Genomic DNA, 13,362 nt, shown 5'->3' on the forward strand with positions numbered 1-13,362 from the left:
TTGTACAACCCGCAACTGTCTCCTGACTCAGTGCGGTGTGACAGAAAACGCACCTATGGCGCTGAGATGAGTACGGGGTCGTTCTGCGGCCCCGTGGAAGACGGCCGGGGCCTCTCCTGTGGGGGGTGGCGGCCCCGGTCGTCGTCCCCTCCCCTCATGACGTCACGTCAGGGTCACGCCGCCGGGCCTCTCACGGCCGCGAGCGCGGCGGGACATCACCGCGCGCAGCACCCGACGGCCCTCGGCCGACAGATCCAGGGCCCGTCGCAGTCCGGTCGCGCCGCCCGGCGTCGCCGCGGTCCCGGCGAGGCTCTCCAGAATCGCGGTCTGCCTGCGGAGTTCTCCCGTGACGAGAGGGCCGTCGCCCACGGCGCCGTCGGCCCGGCAGACCTCGGCCGTCCGTGCGGCGTCACCGGCCGGGAAGTCCCACTCCCGGTGGATGTCCAGCGCGAGGAGTGAGCAGGCGTCCGCCCACGTGCGGAGCGGCCCGTCGGCGAAGTCCCGGGGTGCGGCGGCCAGCAGCGCCCGGACGCGGGCCGTGGCGTCCCGGTCCGCCACACCGTCCAGTGCCGCGTGCGCGGCGTCCAGCCGGGCGGCCCATTCCGCGCCGCTCTCGCAGCCCGCCCAGAGCGGGCGCAGCGGCTCCGGGTCTCCCCCGTCCTCCTGCGGCGGAAGACAGCGGTCCAGACAGGCGACCGCGCTCGCCGCCAGACCCCGCTCGTCGGCACGAGCGATCAGCTCCAGCAGACTCATCGACGCCTCCCCATCCGGTTCACCGGTCACTCGGTTCTCGGGGAGCGCTCCGCTCCCCGTTACCGCGTACAGCGTCAGATGGCCGAAAAGCGTCACTCTTCCGACACGGAAGATCACAGCGGGACTCAGTCGGACAGACTCCGGATGCCCAGACGGTCCAGGAAAGCGAAGAAAAGTTCCTCCGCGGACCACTCGGGCCGCTCGACTCGCAGCAGTTCGAGCAGGGGACCCTCACGGACGGCCTGGCCGGATTCGGCCGCCCAGGCGACGGCCCGTGCCGCGGCGTCCTCCGGTGGCAGGAACAGGTCCTCCGGCGTCAGGCCGTCCCGGCCGATGCGCTCGGCCATCGGCACCCTGCCGAGGCAGGCGTACCAGGATCCGCTGTGCGGCGCAGCCGCCTCGACGGCCACGCAGACTCCGTCCATGACGAAGCCGAGGAGGACCGGCGCCCGTGCGGCGGCGGCCAGTGCGGTCATGCTGACGGGCGAGGGCTCGGTGGGGTGGGACCAGACCTGCCAGCCGTCCGCGCGGTACTCCCGCAGCGTGAGCCGTTCGCGCGCGTCGCGCAGCGCGGGGTGGCCTATGAGCGGCTCCCCGCTGCGGCCCACCAGATACAAGCCCCAGAAACCCACGCCCTGCTCCCCCCGCGGTCCGGGCCATCCTTCCCGCCCGGAACCGCGGGGAAGCGCGAAAACGGGTCAACTCAGACGGGCGCCGGGCCGGCCGGGGAGGGGGCGGACAGCGGGGTCGCACCGAGGGCCGCGCGCTCGCCCTGCATCCGGGTCAGTTTCCGTACGAAGAGGATGGCGAGGACGGCCGCGGCGACGTCGAGGGCGTCGGCGGCCATGACCATGGTCACGGCGTCCCTCACCTCGGAGGGCAGCTCCGACCCGGCGTAGATCCTGGACGCGACCTGGGAGAAGAGGGTGGCGACGACCCAGAGCGTCCACCACAGATCCAGAGGCGCGTGGGAGACCTTGCGCCAGCTTCCGTCCGGGTTCGTCTGCGCGCTCGCCGCCCAGACACCGCCGGCGACCCGGCGCGGCAGCCAGAAGTTACCGAAGGGGATGAACCAGGCGCCGATCGCCCAGCCCGGCCTCATGGGCTGCAGCCCGGCGTCGAACACCTCCGCATTCACCCGCACCCGGTGGAACCAGATGATGAAGACGACTGCGGTGGCCAGCAGCGCCAGCGCCTGGAGGCCTCCGGCCATCCCGTAGAGGTTCTCGGCACGGATGGCCGGGCCGGGGTCGAACGGCAGCGTCCCGCCGAGCCCCGCGAACTCGCTCCGCAAGTGAGCCCCCGCGGCGAGCGCGACCACGTCGGACACGATGACGGCGCCCAGCAGGGCGGCCACCGCCCTGCTCAGCCCGAGCGGTGAACGCAGCCGGTGCCCCGCTTCCGTGGGCGGGGCCGGCGTGGCGGCCATCAGGCCGTTCGGCGGTGAGGGATACATGGCCGCACAGCGGGTGCAGCGCCCCACGTTCGACGCGACGGGTCTCTGACCACATCTGGTGCACTTCATGACAGTGGAGCCCCCCGGGCTTCGTCGGTGACGCACGAGCCGCGCGCCCCTCCCCAGGGCGCGCGGCACAAGGACCACGGAGACTACGCCGCCACGGATCAGCTGGTCTCGTCGGCGAGCTGCTCGAACTGTGCCCAGGTCAGCTTCGGCTCGCGGGGGTCCCACAGCTTCTGGGAGACCGCGTTGAGCGGCATCCGGATCCCCTCGGCTACCTGCGCCTGCGTCTGCGCGTTCGGGAAGTCGCCCCAGACCGCGAACCGGCCGCCCAGGATCTGCTTCGAGTAGCGCTTCGCCACCGGCTCCGTCCCACGCAGGACGAACGGCGTCCACTGCTCGTAGATCCGCTCACCCGTCGGGTACGTGAAGTCGTTGGGCTCGCCGAGCACGTAGTAGAGGTACTCGTCGTTGAGGTTGATCACCTTGCGGCCCTCGGCGAGGTAGTCCTGCGGCGGCCGGGCGCCGATCTCCTTGCCCGTCCAGTACTCGACCTCGATGCCCTTGTCGCCGGTGACCGTCCCGCCGCTGAAGAAGCCGTCGTTCCACGCCTTGGGGATCTTCTTCGCCTTGGTGACGACCGCGGCACGGTCGTTCAGCCAGCCCTCCGCCAGGTCCTGGACGGTGGCGTCGCTTCCGTACTTCTCCCGTGCGGCGGCGGCCAGCTGCGGGTAGGAGGCGGCCGGATCGCTCACGGTGAGCGCCTGGTACTCGTCCGCGCCGACGTGGAACCAGTCGCCGGGGAAGAGCTCCGCGTACTCCTCGATCAGGTCGTCGACGATCTGTGCCGATTCCGGCTTCGAGATGTCGACGGCGCCCTCCCGTACGACTCCCTGCGTGTTCCGCAGCCGCAGGTCGGGGTGGGCCTCCAGGACCGCGCCCAGGTGTCCGGGCGAGTCGATCTCGGCGACGATCGTGATGTGGAGGCTCTGCGCTAGCTTCACGATCCGGCGGACCTCCGCCTTGGTGAGGTGCTCGTCGGAGACGACCTCGGGGTGCGAGTCGGACTCGATCCGGAAGGCCTGGTCGTCGGAGAAGTGGAGACCGAGCTGGTTGAGCTTGAGGTCGGCCATCTCGCGCAGCCGGGTCTCGATCCAGTCCGCGTCGTAGTGCTTGCGCGCGATGTCGAGGTTGAGCCCGCGCTGCGGGCGGTCGGGCGTGTCACGCACGACGCCCTCGGGGACGGTGCTGTCGGCGCTCAGCGACTGCTTGAGGGTCCTGGTCCCGTAGAAGACACCCGCCTGGCCGGGACCGCTGATCCTGACCCGGTTGTCCTCGGTCCTCAGGGTGTAGGACTCCTGGCCTCCCTTGCCGCCGAGCGCCAGCTCGACGTCACCGGCGCGGGCGGCCTTCTCGCCTCGGTAGCCGATGTTCAGCTCCTGGGCGAGCAGTTTCGCCTCGTCGGCGAGCTGGGGGTCGGCCGCGACGACCGTGCTGTCCTTGGCCGGTTTCCAGCCGGGCCCGCGCGCGGCGGTGTGCTCCCGGACCGCGGGTATGGTCCGAGGCGTCGTGGAGAGCGGGTAGGACCGGCTGGGTGACGGGGCGGCGGACGTGCGGGACGAGGCCGACGCGCCGTTGCCCGCTCCGGGGCCGGAGTCCTCGGGCCAGACGACGACGGTGAGGGTGACGGCGGCTGCCACCGCGACGGCGGCGCCGGCGACCAGGGGTGCGCGTGAGGGCGACATCGGTCAGAAACCTCCGGATCGGGGGAGAAACAGTTCAAAGAAGATGAGAAAGTCGGGCATTTCCCCCGCTGATTCGTCCATCAAGCGTTCCGAAACTCTCCCGTCCGGGTGAATTTCTCGCATCATTCGACTGCGCGTCGCCCGCCCTCGATAGCGTGGCGGCACCTGACTCCAAGCCTCACTCCACCTTCCGCGCAACCTCGTCGCTCTCCGGTCCCTCTCCAGGGTCACAGATGTCATTCATTCGAGGAGTCCCGCTGTCCAGGTCCAGCGAGTCCCACGCCGGCCTGCCGAAACCGCCGCAGCAGCCCGGCCCGGCGGCCGTACCCGTCCAGAACCGCGGCGGCGCCCCGGCCCTTCGCGAGGCCCCGGTGGAGGCCCCCGTTCCGGAACCAGTGTCCGTGAGCCGGCGCCCCGGTGCCCACTCGAACGGCCTCGGCCGCTTCAACGCCTGGCCCCGGGACCTGGCCGAGGCCGCCCTGCTGGAGTGCTGCGGGAGCCGCCGCTGGGCGCAGCGACTGGCCGCCCACCGCCCCTATCCGGACCTGGAGACGCTGCTCGCCGCCTCCGACGAGGCGGGGTACGACCTCGGACCGGCCGATCTCTCCGAGGCGCTCGCCGCGGAGAGCGGCCCCTGCCTGCACCGCGACGCGCCCCGGGCGGCCCACCTGGCCCTGCACGCCGCGCACGCGGCGTACGAGAGCCGGTTCGGCCACGCCTTCGTCATCTGCCTCGACGGCCTGCGGCCCTCCCAGCACGTCGACCAGGTGCTGGCCGCCATCCGCACCCGGCTGGCGCACGAACCGGACGAGGAGCGCTCCCTGACCGCGGAGGAGATGCGGCGACTCGCCCGGGGCCGCATCGCCGGGCTCGTGACGGAGGCGGGACCGGCGCCCGACCCGTTCCCCCCGGTGGCATATGACCCGCGGTAGCCCGTCCGTGCCTGTTTGCCTGCCGCTTTGATCACACCGGAGGCCCCGCCGCGATGGAACCGACAAAGCGTCGCTACGATGGCCAGGGCCGGTGGACCGTACCCGGCCGGGTCAGACCGACAGTCAAGCCGGCCGGCCCCAATCCCCGCTCCCGGAGGGTTCTTCCGTGCCGGCTGGAACGCTGTACCGCGGCCGGGAAGGCATGTGGTCCTGGGTGGCTCATCGAGTCACCGGTGTCCTCATTTTCTTCTTCCTGTTCGTACACGTCCTGGACACCGCTCTCGTGCGTGTCTCCCCCGAGGCGTACGACGAGGTCGTGGCCACCTACAAGACCCCGCTCGTCGCACTGCTCGAGTACGGCCTGGTGGCCGCGATCCTGTTTCACGCGCTGAACGGTCTCCGCATCGTCGCCGTGGACTTCTGGTCCAAGGGCGCGCGCTATCAGAAGCAGATGCTCTGGACCGTCCTGGGTATCTGGATCGTGCTGATGGTCGGGGCCCTGTACCCCGTCCTCGGTCACGCCGTACGTGAAGTCTTCGGGAGCTGAGGCCGATGTCCACCGAGACTCCTTCTTCCGCGATCGGTGACGTCGAGGGCGTAAGCCTGTTCGACGTCGACAACCCGGCCCCGGTGATCGAGCCCCCGCGCAAGCGCACGGGCAAGACCCCCAAGGGTTCGCGCACGAACTTCGAGATGTACGCCTGGCTCTTCATGCGCCTGTCGGGCATCGTGCTGGTCGTCCTCGTCATCGGCCACCTGCTGATCCAGCTGGTGCTCGACGGCGGTGTGTCCAAGATCGGCTTCGCCTTCGTCGCGGGCCGCTGGGCCTCGCCGTTCTGGCAGGTCTGGGACCTGGCGATGCTGTGGCTGGCCATGCTGCACGGCGCCAACGGCCTCCGTACGGTCATCAACGACTACGCCGAACGGGACAACACCCGCTTCTGGCTGAAGATGCTCCTGTACACCGCCACGGTGTTCACCGTCCTGCTGGGCACGCTGGTGATCTTCACCTTCGACCCGAACATCCGCTAGGCGCCGGGACAGAGGGACCAGAGGGAAACCATGCAGATCCACAAGTACGACACAGTCATCGTCGGCGCCGGCGGCGCCGGCATGCGCGCGGCCATCGAGTCGACCAAGCGCAGCCGCACCGCCGTGCTGACGAAGCTCTACCCCACCCGCTCCCACACGGGCGCCGCGCAGGGCGGCATGGCCGCCGCGCTGGCGAACGTGGAGGAGGACAACTGGGAGTGGCACACCTTCGACACGATCAAGGGCGGCGACTACCTGGTCGACCAGGACGCCGCCGAGATCCTGGCGAAGGAGGCCATCGACGCGGTCCTCGACCTCGAGAAGATGGGCCTGCCGTTCGGCCGTACGCCCGAGGGCAAGATCGACCAGCGACGGTTCGGCGGTCACTCCCGCAACCACGGTGAGGCCCCGGTCCGCCGCGCCTGCTACTCGGGCGACCGCACCGGCCACATGATCCTCCAGACGCTGTACCAGAACTGCGTCAAGGAGGGCGTGGAGTTCTTCAACGAGTTCTACGTCCTGGACCAGCTGGTCGTCGAGGTGGACGGCGTCAAGAAGTCCGCCGGCGTCGTCGCCTACGAGCTGGCCACCGGCGAGATCCACGTCTTCCAGGCGAAGTCGGTCATCTACGCCTCGGGCGGCACCGGCAAGTTCTTCAAGGTGACGTCGAACGCGCACACCCTGACCGGTGACGGCCAGGCCGCCTGCTACCGCCGGGGCCTGCCGCTGGAGGACATGGAGTTCTTCCAGTTCCACCCGACGGGCATCTGGCGCATGGGCATCCTGCTGACGGAGGGCGCCCGTGGTGAGGGCGGCATCCTCCGCAACAAGGACGGCGAGCGCTTCATGGAGAAGTACGCGCCGGTCATGAAGGACCTCGCGTCCCGTGACGTCGTGTCCCGCTCCATCTACACGGAGATCCGTGAGGGCCGCGGCTGCGGTCCCGAGGGCGACCACGTCTACCTCGACCTCACGCACCTCCCGCCGGAGCAACTGGACGCGAAGCTCCCGGACATCACCGAGTTCGCGCGTACGTACCTCGGTATCGAGCCCTACACGGACCCGATCCCGATCCAGCCGACCGCGCACTACGCCATGGGCGGCATCCCGACCAACGTCGAGGGCGAGGTGCTGGCCGACAACACCACCGTCGTTCCGGGCCTGTACGCCGCCGGCGAGGTCGCCTGTGTCTCCGTGCACGGCGCCAACCGCCTCGGCACCAACTCGCTGCTCGACATCAACGTCTTCGGACGCCGCTCGGGCATCGCCGCCGCCGAGTACTCCGCGAAGAACGACTTCGTCGAGCTTCCCGAGAACCCGGCCCAGCTGGTCCAGGAGCAGGTCGAGCGGCTGCGCAACTCCACGGGCACCGAGCGGGTCCACGCGCTCCGCACGGAGCTGCAGGAGTGCATGGACGCCAACGTGATGGTGTTCCGCACCGAGCAGACCATCAAGACGGCGGTCGACAAGATCGCCGAGCTGCGGGCGCGCTACCTCAACGTGTCCATCCAGGACAAGGGCAAGCGGTTCAACACCGACCTGCTGGAGGCCATCGAGCTGGGGAACCTGCTCGACCTGGCCGAGGTCATGGCGACCTCCGCGCTGGCCCGCAAGGAGTCCCGCGGCGGTCACTACCGCGAGGACTTCCCGAACCGCGACGACGTCAACTTCATGCGCCACACCATGGCGTACCGCGAGGTCGCGGACGACGGCACCGAGTCGATCCGGCTCGACTACAAGCCGGTCGTCACGACCCGCTACCAGCCGATGGAGCGTAAGTACTGATGGCTACCCCGACCCTGGAAAAGACCGACAAGCCCGAGGCCGGCTTCGCCGACACCCCGTACATCACGGCCACGTTCCGGATCCGCCGCTTCAACCCCGAGGTCTCCGACGAGGTCCAGTGGCAGGACTTCCAGCTCTCGATCGACCCGAAGGAGCGTGTGCTCGACGCCCTTCACAAGATCAAGTGGGAGCAGGACGGCACGCTGACGTTCCGGCGCTCCTGCGCGCACGGCATCTGCGGCTCCGACGCGATGCGGATCAACGGCAAGAACAGGCTCGCCTGCAAGACGCTGATCAAGGACATCAACCCGGAGAAGCCGATCACGGTCGAGGCCATCAAGGGCCTCACGGTCCTCAAGGACCTCGTGGTCGACATGGACCCGTTCTTCCAGGCCTACCGCGATGTCATGCCCTTCCTCGTCACCAAGGGGAACGAGCCGACCCGCGAGCGTCTGCAGTCCCCCGAGGACCGCGAGCGCTTCGACGACACCACCAAGTGCATCCTGTGCGCCGCGTGCACGTCCTCGTGCCCGGTGTTCTGGAACGACGGCCAGTACTTCGGCCCGGCGGCGATCGTCAACGCGCACCGCTTCATCTTCGACTCGCGTGACGAGGCCGGGGAGCAGCGCCTGGAGATCCTCAACGACCGTGACGGTGTGTGGCGTTGCCGCACGACGTTCAACTGCACGGACGCCTGCCCGCGTGGCATCGAGGTCACTAAGGCGATCCAGGAAGTGAAGCGCGCGCTGATCACCCGTCGCTTCTGACCCACGCGTCGCACCGGAAGGCCCCGTTCCCCGCACGGACAGTGCGGGAAGCGGGGCCTCTTGGTGCGGTGGAGCGGGCCGGGACGGTACGGTCGTGCGGAGCCGTCGACCGGCTCACCCTCTCCCGGCGCAGGACAGCACGGGAGCAGACGGCTTGATGGAGAACGGGGAACGTTGTGAGCGATCCGAATCCGTACGCGGACGACTCATACAAGTGGGGCCCGCCCCAGCCGCCGGGCAACCCGCCCACGATGCCGGACGGCCAGGGTTACGGCTATCCGGCGCCGGGCGCCGCTCCGGCGTACGGCTATCCGCAGCCGCTGCCCGACTCCGCGGCCCAGCCCGGCCCCGGTTACGGCTATCCGGGCCCCGGACAGCCGACGGAGCCCGGCTTCAACCTGCCGGTGCAGCAGGGCGGCAACGGGGTCCCGGTGCTCTCGCTCGGTGACATCACGGTGATGAACGACGGGATCGTGACCCCGTCCGGCACCCTGCCGCTCAAGGGCGCGGTGTGGACGGCGACCGACATGTCGCGCACGGAGGAGAAGATCCCGACCGTGGGCATCGTGCTCGCGATCGTCTTCGCGCTGTTCTGCCTCATCGGCCTGCTGTTCCTCCTGATGAAGGAGAAGCGCACGACCGGCTTCGTGCAGATCACCGTCACCAGCGGCGGCCGGCACCACCAGACGATGATCCCGGCTACGGGCCCCGAGACCTTCCAGTGGGTCATGTCGCAGGTCAACACCGCGCGTTCGATGAGCGCCTGAGGACGAGCGCCTGAGGACGGCCGCCTGAGTCCGGGGCGGTCGCTCCCCCTCGCCCCGATAGCCTTGGGAGCGTGGCGAAGCAAGAGAAGAAGGCCCCGAAGAGCGAGCAGACCCGCACCCTGATCCTGGAGACCGCGCTCCGGCTCTTCGAGGAGCGCGGGTACGACCGGACGACGATGCGGGCCATCGCCCAGGAGGCCGGCGTCTCCGTAGGGAACGCCTACTACTACTTCTCCTCCAAGGAACACCTGGTCCAGGGCTTCTACGACCGGATCGCCGCCGAGCACGAGGTGGCGGTCCGGCCGGTCCTGGCCGACGAGACGGATCTCGCCCTGCGCATCCGGGGCGTCCTGCTCCGCTGGCTGGACGTGGCCGAGCCGTACCACCGCTTCGCCGCCCAGTTCTTCAAGAACGCCGCCGACCCGGAGAGCCCGCTCTCCCCCTTCTCGGAGGACTCCGTGGGCGCCCGCGAGGCGGTGATCTCCGTGCACGAACGCTGCCTGGCCGGATCGAGCACCAAGTACGACCCGGAGCTGGGCGGGATACTGCCGCAGCTGATGTGGCTGATGCAGATGGGCCTGGTGCTGTTCTGGGTCTACGACCGGTCCGAGGGCACCGGCCGCAGCCGCCGGCTCGTCGAGCGCACCGCGCCGATCGCCGCCCGGGCGATCGCACTCTCCCGCTTCCGGGTGCTGCGACCGCTCGTGCGGCAGATCCACGACGTGCTGGTGGAGTTCATGCCCGGGGCGCGCGGCGCCCGGGACATCAGATCCAGCTGAGCTCCCACAGCCGCCAGATCCCGGTGCCGTCGGAGAGGTACTGGGAGCCGGACACGGACTGCTTGCTGACGACGTAGTCCTTCTTCTGCCACAGCGGGACCAGCGGCACGTCCTCGCCGACCAGCTTCTGCATCTCCTTGAAGTCGTCCGAGGTCCGTCCGCGGTCGCTGTACTGCTGCGTGGCCGCGATCAGCGCGTCCATCTTCTCGCTGCTGTAGCCGTTGTGGAGGGAGTTCTCGCTGCCGACCAGCGGCTGGCTGAAGGTGTCGGGGTCCGGGTAGTCGGGGAGCCATCCCAGGGTGTACGCGTCGTACTCACCGGCCGCGTAGCCCTTCTGGAAGGCCTGCCACTCGACGGCCTTCTCCTTGACCTCGAAGAGCCCGTCCTTCTCCAGCTGACGGACCAGTTCGGCGGACTCCGCCTTGTTGGCGTCGTCGTCCCGGTGGGCGAAGGTGATGTGCAGCGGAAGGTCCACACCGGCCTCCTCCATCAGGTCCCTGGCCCGCTCCGGGTCCGACTCCGGGTAGGAGTCGAAGAAGGGGGTGCTGTGTCCGATGTAGCCCTGCGGGATGAGCGAGTACAGCGGTTCGACGGTGCTCCGGTAGGCCTTGGTGACCAGTGGCCCGCGGTCGATGAGCCAGGCGATGGCCTGGCGGACCTTCTTGTCGGCGAGCGGCGCGCCGTCCCGGACGTTGAAGACGAGGTTGCGGATCTCGGCGCTGTCCGCCTCGGTGACGCGCTGCTCGTCGGCGGCCGGGTCGAGCTCGGCGAGCTGCTCGGAGGGGAGCTGACGGTGCGTGACGTCGACGTCCCCGGCCTTCCAGGCCGCCTGGAGCGCCTCGGACCCCTCGAAGTAGCGGATGTCGACCGCGACACCCTTCTTCTTCAGCGCGCCCTTGTACGACGGGTTGGGCACCAGCTCGGCCTGGACGCCGGCCTCGAACGACTTCAGTGTGTACGGGCCCGAACCGTCGGCCTTGCTGCCCGTGCGGAGCTTGTCCTTCGGGTACTTGGTGGGATCGACGATGGACCCGGCGCCGGTGGCCAGCTTCTGCGGGAACGTCGCGTCCCTGGCCGAGAGGTTGAAGGTGATCGTGCGGCCCTCGGTCACGATGGTGTCGAGGCTGGGGAACAGCACGGAGGGGCCGGCGTCCGCCTTGATCCTCAGCATGCGGTCGAAAGAGTACTTGACGTCCTCGGCCGTGATCTTGCGGCCGTTGGAGAAGGTCAGGTCGTCCCGCAGCCTGCACTGGTAGGTCTGGAGCTTCTGGCCGACGAAGTCGCAGCTCTCGGCGGCGTCCGGCTCCGGCACGACCGCCCCGGACCTGAAGGTCATCAGGGACTGGTAGAGGTTGCTGTAGATCGCCCAGGAGCCGGCGTCGTACGCACCGGCCGGGTCGAGCGAGGTGACCTCGTCGGACGTACCGACCGTGATCGGGGACTCGTTCACCTCGTCCGAGGGAAGCAGCTGCCAGGCGCCGACGCCCGCGATGACCAGTACCGCCAGAATCGCGAGAATCCGTAGACGGATGAACCGCATGTGCCGTGCTCCCTTGCCAACCCCACCCCGGCTCGCGTGCGCAGAGAGGCACATCATCGCCGCATGATCGCCCTTACCCAATCACACGATATTCACATATGGAAGGCCAGGGCGGGCACTCACAGGTTTCGGGGTCAGGCCTGCGGGGAAGCGAGCTCCACCACGGTGATGTCGGAGGGGGCGCCGACGCGCACGGGCGGGCCCCAGGCGCCCGCGCCCCGCGAGACGTACAGCTGCGTGTCCCCGTAGCGTTCGTATCCGGCGACGGTGGGGTTGGCGAACTCCGCCAGGAGGTTCCCCGGCCAGAGCTGGCCCCCGTGCGTGTGGCCGGAGAGCTGGAGACCGACGCCGTACTCGACGGCCTCGTCGATGACGACGGGCTGGTGCGCGAGGAGGACGGAGGCGCGGCTGCGGTCGCGGTCGCCGAGCGCGCGGGCGAAGTCGGGGCCCTGGCCCTCGCTCTCGCCCGCCACGTCGTTGACTCCGGCGAGGTCGAAGCCGGCGATCTCGACGCGGGCGTTCTCCAGCGGGTGCAGACCCAGCTCGCGTACGTGGTCGACCCATTCGGCCGCGCCGGAGAAGTACTCGTGGTTGCCGGTGACGAAGTAGCTGCCGTGGCGGGCTTCGAGCCCGGCGAGCGGCTCGGCCGCAGGACCGAGATCGGCGACGGATCCGTCGACGAGGTCCCCGACGACGGCGACCAGGTCGGAGCCGGTGGCATTGATCGCGTCGACGATCCGCCGGGTGTGGGCGCGGCCCAGGATGGGGCCGAGGTGGATGTCGCTGACCACGGCGATGCGGAAGCCGTGGGCGGAGCGCGGGAGCCCGGCGAGGGGCACGGTGATCCGCTTGGTGCGGGGGCCGCGCAGCACCCCGTAGGTGCCGTGACCGACGGTGCCGAATCCGGCGACGGCCGCCGCTCCGCCGACGGCACGGGCGACGAAGAGCCTGCGTGAGGGGTCGGCGACGGCCGGGACGGGGGTCTCGGGGGGCGGCGGCGCGAGGTCCGTACGGGTGCTGCCGCCGCCCGGGCCGGCAGCGGTGGCGGTGGCGGTGGCCCGGTGAGGGCGCCCGGCGGCCGGAGCGGCCTGGTCCTCGGTCCGGTCCTCGGACGTGGTGGCCCCGCCCGTGGGCGCCTCCCCGGCCCGGCGGGCGAGCAGCCTGCGCAGCAGCGGCCGGACGGCCTCGCCCACCAGCAGGGCCAGCGTCAGGTAGAGCAGGGCGGCCAGCCAGAGGTAACCTGGCCAGGCGAGCACCTGCTGCACCGGGAAGGGGACCCCGGCGCGGCTGGAGACCAGGGCCCCCACACTCAGCAGCGGCAGCACGAAGGCCGCGACGGTGCCCGCCCGGCGCGCGAGGCTGCCCTGCGCCGTCGTGTCACCGATCAGCCGGCGCCACACATACCGGTGTACTGCCACGAGCAGCGCGAGAACCGCGACCGCCACCAGTACGAAGACCACAACCACGTACGCTCCCCCGCTGAAACGATTCTGTACGGACGGCGGCCCACGCCCGGGCCGTCATCTGCCTTCGCGACGCAAAGCCCTGACGCCACGGAACCCGATGACCCCCACAGCCGTCCCCAGAAGAAACGAGGTGATGGCGAGCAGGAGATGGACCCAGAAGTACGCGGTCGGATCGCCCGCGTTGTCGAACGCGAGCCCGCTGCCGTCCTTCCAGAGATTCTTGACAAAGGTGACCCAGATGACCCAGCTCCACACTCCGAAGACGAGCAGGAACCAGGAGACGGGGCGGCTGAGCTTCATGGAATCAGTATCGCCGCCGCGCGCCCGGCCGATCGCC

At 69.9% G+C, this 13,362-nt stretch carries 14 protein-coding genes; 7 read left to right on the top strand and 7 right to left on the bottom strand.

The genetic code is table 11. The annotated features are described in order from the left end of the window. Window positions 1-162 precede the first annotated feature (162 nt). From AB0P41_RS33675 to AB0P41_RS33690, 4 genes are all read right to left on the bottom strand, one after another. Complete coding sequence (locus AB0P41_RS33675) at window positions 163-753, bottom strand: hypothetical protein (protein WP_356712808.1); 591 nt, start codon at window positions 751-753, stop codon at window positions 163-165. Window positions 754-878: 125 nt separating this feature from the next. After that, window positions 879-1,385, bottom strand: a complete 507-nt coding sequence (locus AB0P41_RS33680) for a hypothetical protein (protein ID WP_356712807.1) — start codon at window positions 1,383-1,385, stop codon at window positions 879-881. A 71-nt stretch (window positions 1,386-1,456) separates the two neighbouring features. Next, window positions 1,457-2,209 carry a DUF4328 domain-containing protein gene (locus AB0P41_RS33685; protein WP_365935936.1) on the bottom strand — a complete coding sequence of 251 codons (753 nt, stop codon included), beginning with the start codon at window positions 2,207-2,209 and terminating at the stop codon, window positions 1,457-1,459. 167 nt (window positions 2,210-2,376) lie between these two features. After that, entirely contained in the window at window positions 2,377-3,957 is a 1,581-nt protein-coding gene (locus AB0P41_RS33690; protein ID WP_356712803.1) for a glycoside hydrolase family 20 protein, read from the bottom strand. Window positions 3,958-4,358: 401 nt separating this feature from the next. Here AB0P41_RS33690 and AB0P41_RS33695 point away from each other — a divergent pair, with 401 nt between their 5' ends. The 7 genes from AB0P41_RS33695 (at window position 4,359) to AB0P41_RS33725 (ending at window position 10,019) form a co-directional block, all read left to right on the top strand. Beyond that, the gene (locus AB0P41_RS33695; RefSeq protein WP_365935938.1) at window positions 4,359-4,889 is read left to right on the top strand and encodes a 2-oxo-4-hydroxy-4-carboxy-5-ureidoimidazoline decarboxylase; all 531 of its coding nucleotides are present in this window, start codon (window positions 4,359-4,361) and stop codon (window positions 4,887-4,889) included. 166 nt (window positions 4,890-5,055) lie between these two features. Then, window positions 5,056-5,436 (top strand): succinate dehydrogenase, cytochrome b556 subunit, encoded by a 381-nt coding sequence (gene sdhC, locus AB0P41_RS33700; protein ID WP_356712799.1) that lies wholly within the window; start codon window positions 5,056-5,058, stop codon window positions 5,434-5,436. A gap of 5 nt (window positions 5,437-5,441) precedes the next feature. Next, the gene (locus AB0P41_RS33705; RefSeq protein ID WP_356712797.1) at window positions 5,442-5,921 is read left to right on the top strand and encodes a succinate dehydrogenase hydrophobic membrane anchor subunit; all 480 of its coding nucleotides are present in this window, start codon (window positions 5,442-5,444) and stop codon (window positions 5,919-5,921) included. Window positions 5,922-5,951: 30 nt separating this feature from the next. Next, window positions 5,952-7,706 carry a succinate dehydrogenase flavoprotein subunit gene (gene sdhA, locus AB0P41_RS33710; protein WP_356712795.1) on the top strand — a complete coding sequence of 585 codons (1,755 nt, stop codon included), beginning with the start codon at window positions 5,952-5,954 and terminating at the stop codon, window positions 7,704-7,706. Beyond that, complete coding sequence (locus AB0P41_RS33715) at window positions 7,706-8,473, top strand: succinate dehydrogenase iron-sulfur subunit (protein WP_356712793.1); 768 nt, start codon at window positions 7,706-7,708, stop codon at window positions 8,471-8,473. Before sdhA ends, AB0P41_RS33715 begins: the two co-directional genes overlap by 1 nt. Before the next feature lie 176 nt (window positions 8,474-8,649). Further along, window positions 8,650-9,240 (top strand): hypothetical protein, encoded by a 591-nt coding sequence (locus AB0P41_RS33720; protein WP_356712792.1) that lies wholly within the window; start codon window positions 8,650-8,652, stop codon window positions 9,238-9,240. A 71-nt stretch (window positions 9,241-9,311) separates the two neighbouring features. Then, on the top strand, window positions 9,312-10,019 hold the full coding sequence (locus AB0P41_RS33725; protein ID WP_356712790.1) for a TetR family transcriptional regulator: 708 nt from the start codon (window positions 9,312-9,314) through the stop codon (window positions 10,017-10,019). Here AB0P41_RS33725 and AB0P41_RS33730 read toward each other — a convergent pair. The 3 genes from AB0P41_RS33730 to AB0P41_RS33740 form a co-directional block, all read right to left on the bottom strand. Then, the gene (locus AB0P41_RS33730; protein ID WP_356712788.1) at window positions 10,006-11,559 is read right to left on the bottom strand and encodes an ABC transporter substrate-binding protein; all 1,554 of its coding nucleotides are present in this window, start codon (window positions 11,557-11,559) and stop codon (window positions 10,006-10,008) included. The genes AB0P41_RS33725 and AB0P41_RS33730 overlap by 14 nt on opposite strands. 134 nt (window positions 11,560-11,693) lie before the next feature. Then, entirely contained in the window at window positions 11,694-13,025 is a 1,332-nt protein-coding gene (locus AB0P41_RS33735) for a metallophosphoesterase (RefSeq protein ID WP_365935942.1), read from the bottom strand. A 54-nt stretch (window positions 13,026-13,079) separates the two neighbouring features. After that, on the bottom strand, window positions 13,080-13,325 hold the full coding sequence (locus tag AB0P41_RS33740) for a hypothetical protein (protein ID WP_365935944.1): 246 nt from the start codon (window positions 13,323-13,325) through the stop codon (window positions 13,080-13,082). Between the last annotated feature and the right edge of the window lie 37 nt (window positions 13,326-13,362).

The organism is Streptomyces sp. NPDC079167 (genome assembly GCF_040686735.1).
GTDB lineage: Bacteria > Actinomycetota > Actinomycetes > Streptomycetales > Streptomycetaceae > Streptomyces.

Coding starts and splice junctions, on each gene's coding strand:
- AB0P41_RS33675 (WP_356712808.1), bottom strand. CDS start 753: ATGAGTCTGCTGGAGCTGATCGCTCGTGCCGACGAGCGGGGTCTGGCG.
- AB0P41_RS33685 (WP_365935936.1), bottom strand. CDS start 2,209: ATGTATCCCTCACCGCCGAACGGCCTGATGGCCGCCACGCCGGCCCCG.
- AB0P41_RS33690 (WP_356712803.1), bottom strand. CDS start 3,957: ATGTCGCCCTCACGCGCACCCCTGGTCGCCGGCGCCGCCGTCGCGGTG.
- AB0P41_RS33705 (WP_356712797.1), top strand. CDS start 5,442: ATGTCCACCGAGACTCCTTCTTCCGCGATCGGTGACGTCGAGGGCGTA.
- sdhA (WP_356712795.1), top strand. CDS start 5,952: ATGCAGATCCACAAGTACGACACAGTCATCGTCGGCGCCGGCGGCGCC.
- AB0P41_RS33715 (WP_356712793.1), top strand. CDS start 7,706: ATGGCTACCCCGACCCTGGAAAAGACCGACAAGCCCGAGGCCGGCTTC.
- AB0P41_RS33730 (WP_356712788.1), bottom strand. CDS start 11,559: ATGCGGTTCATCCGTCTACGGATTCTCGCGATTCTGGCGGTACTGGTC.
- AB0P41_RS33740 (WP_365935944.1), bottom strand. CDS start 13,325: ATGAAGCTCAGCCGCCCCGTCTCCTGGTTCCTGCTCGTCTTCGGAGTG.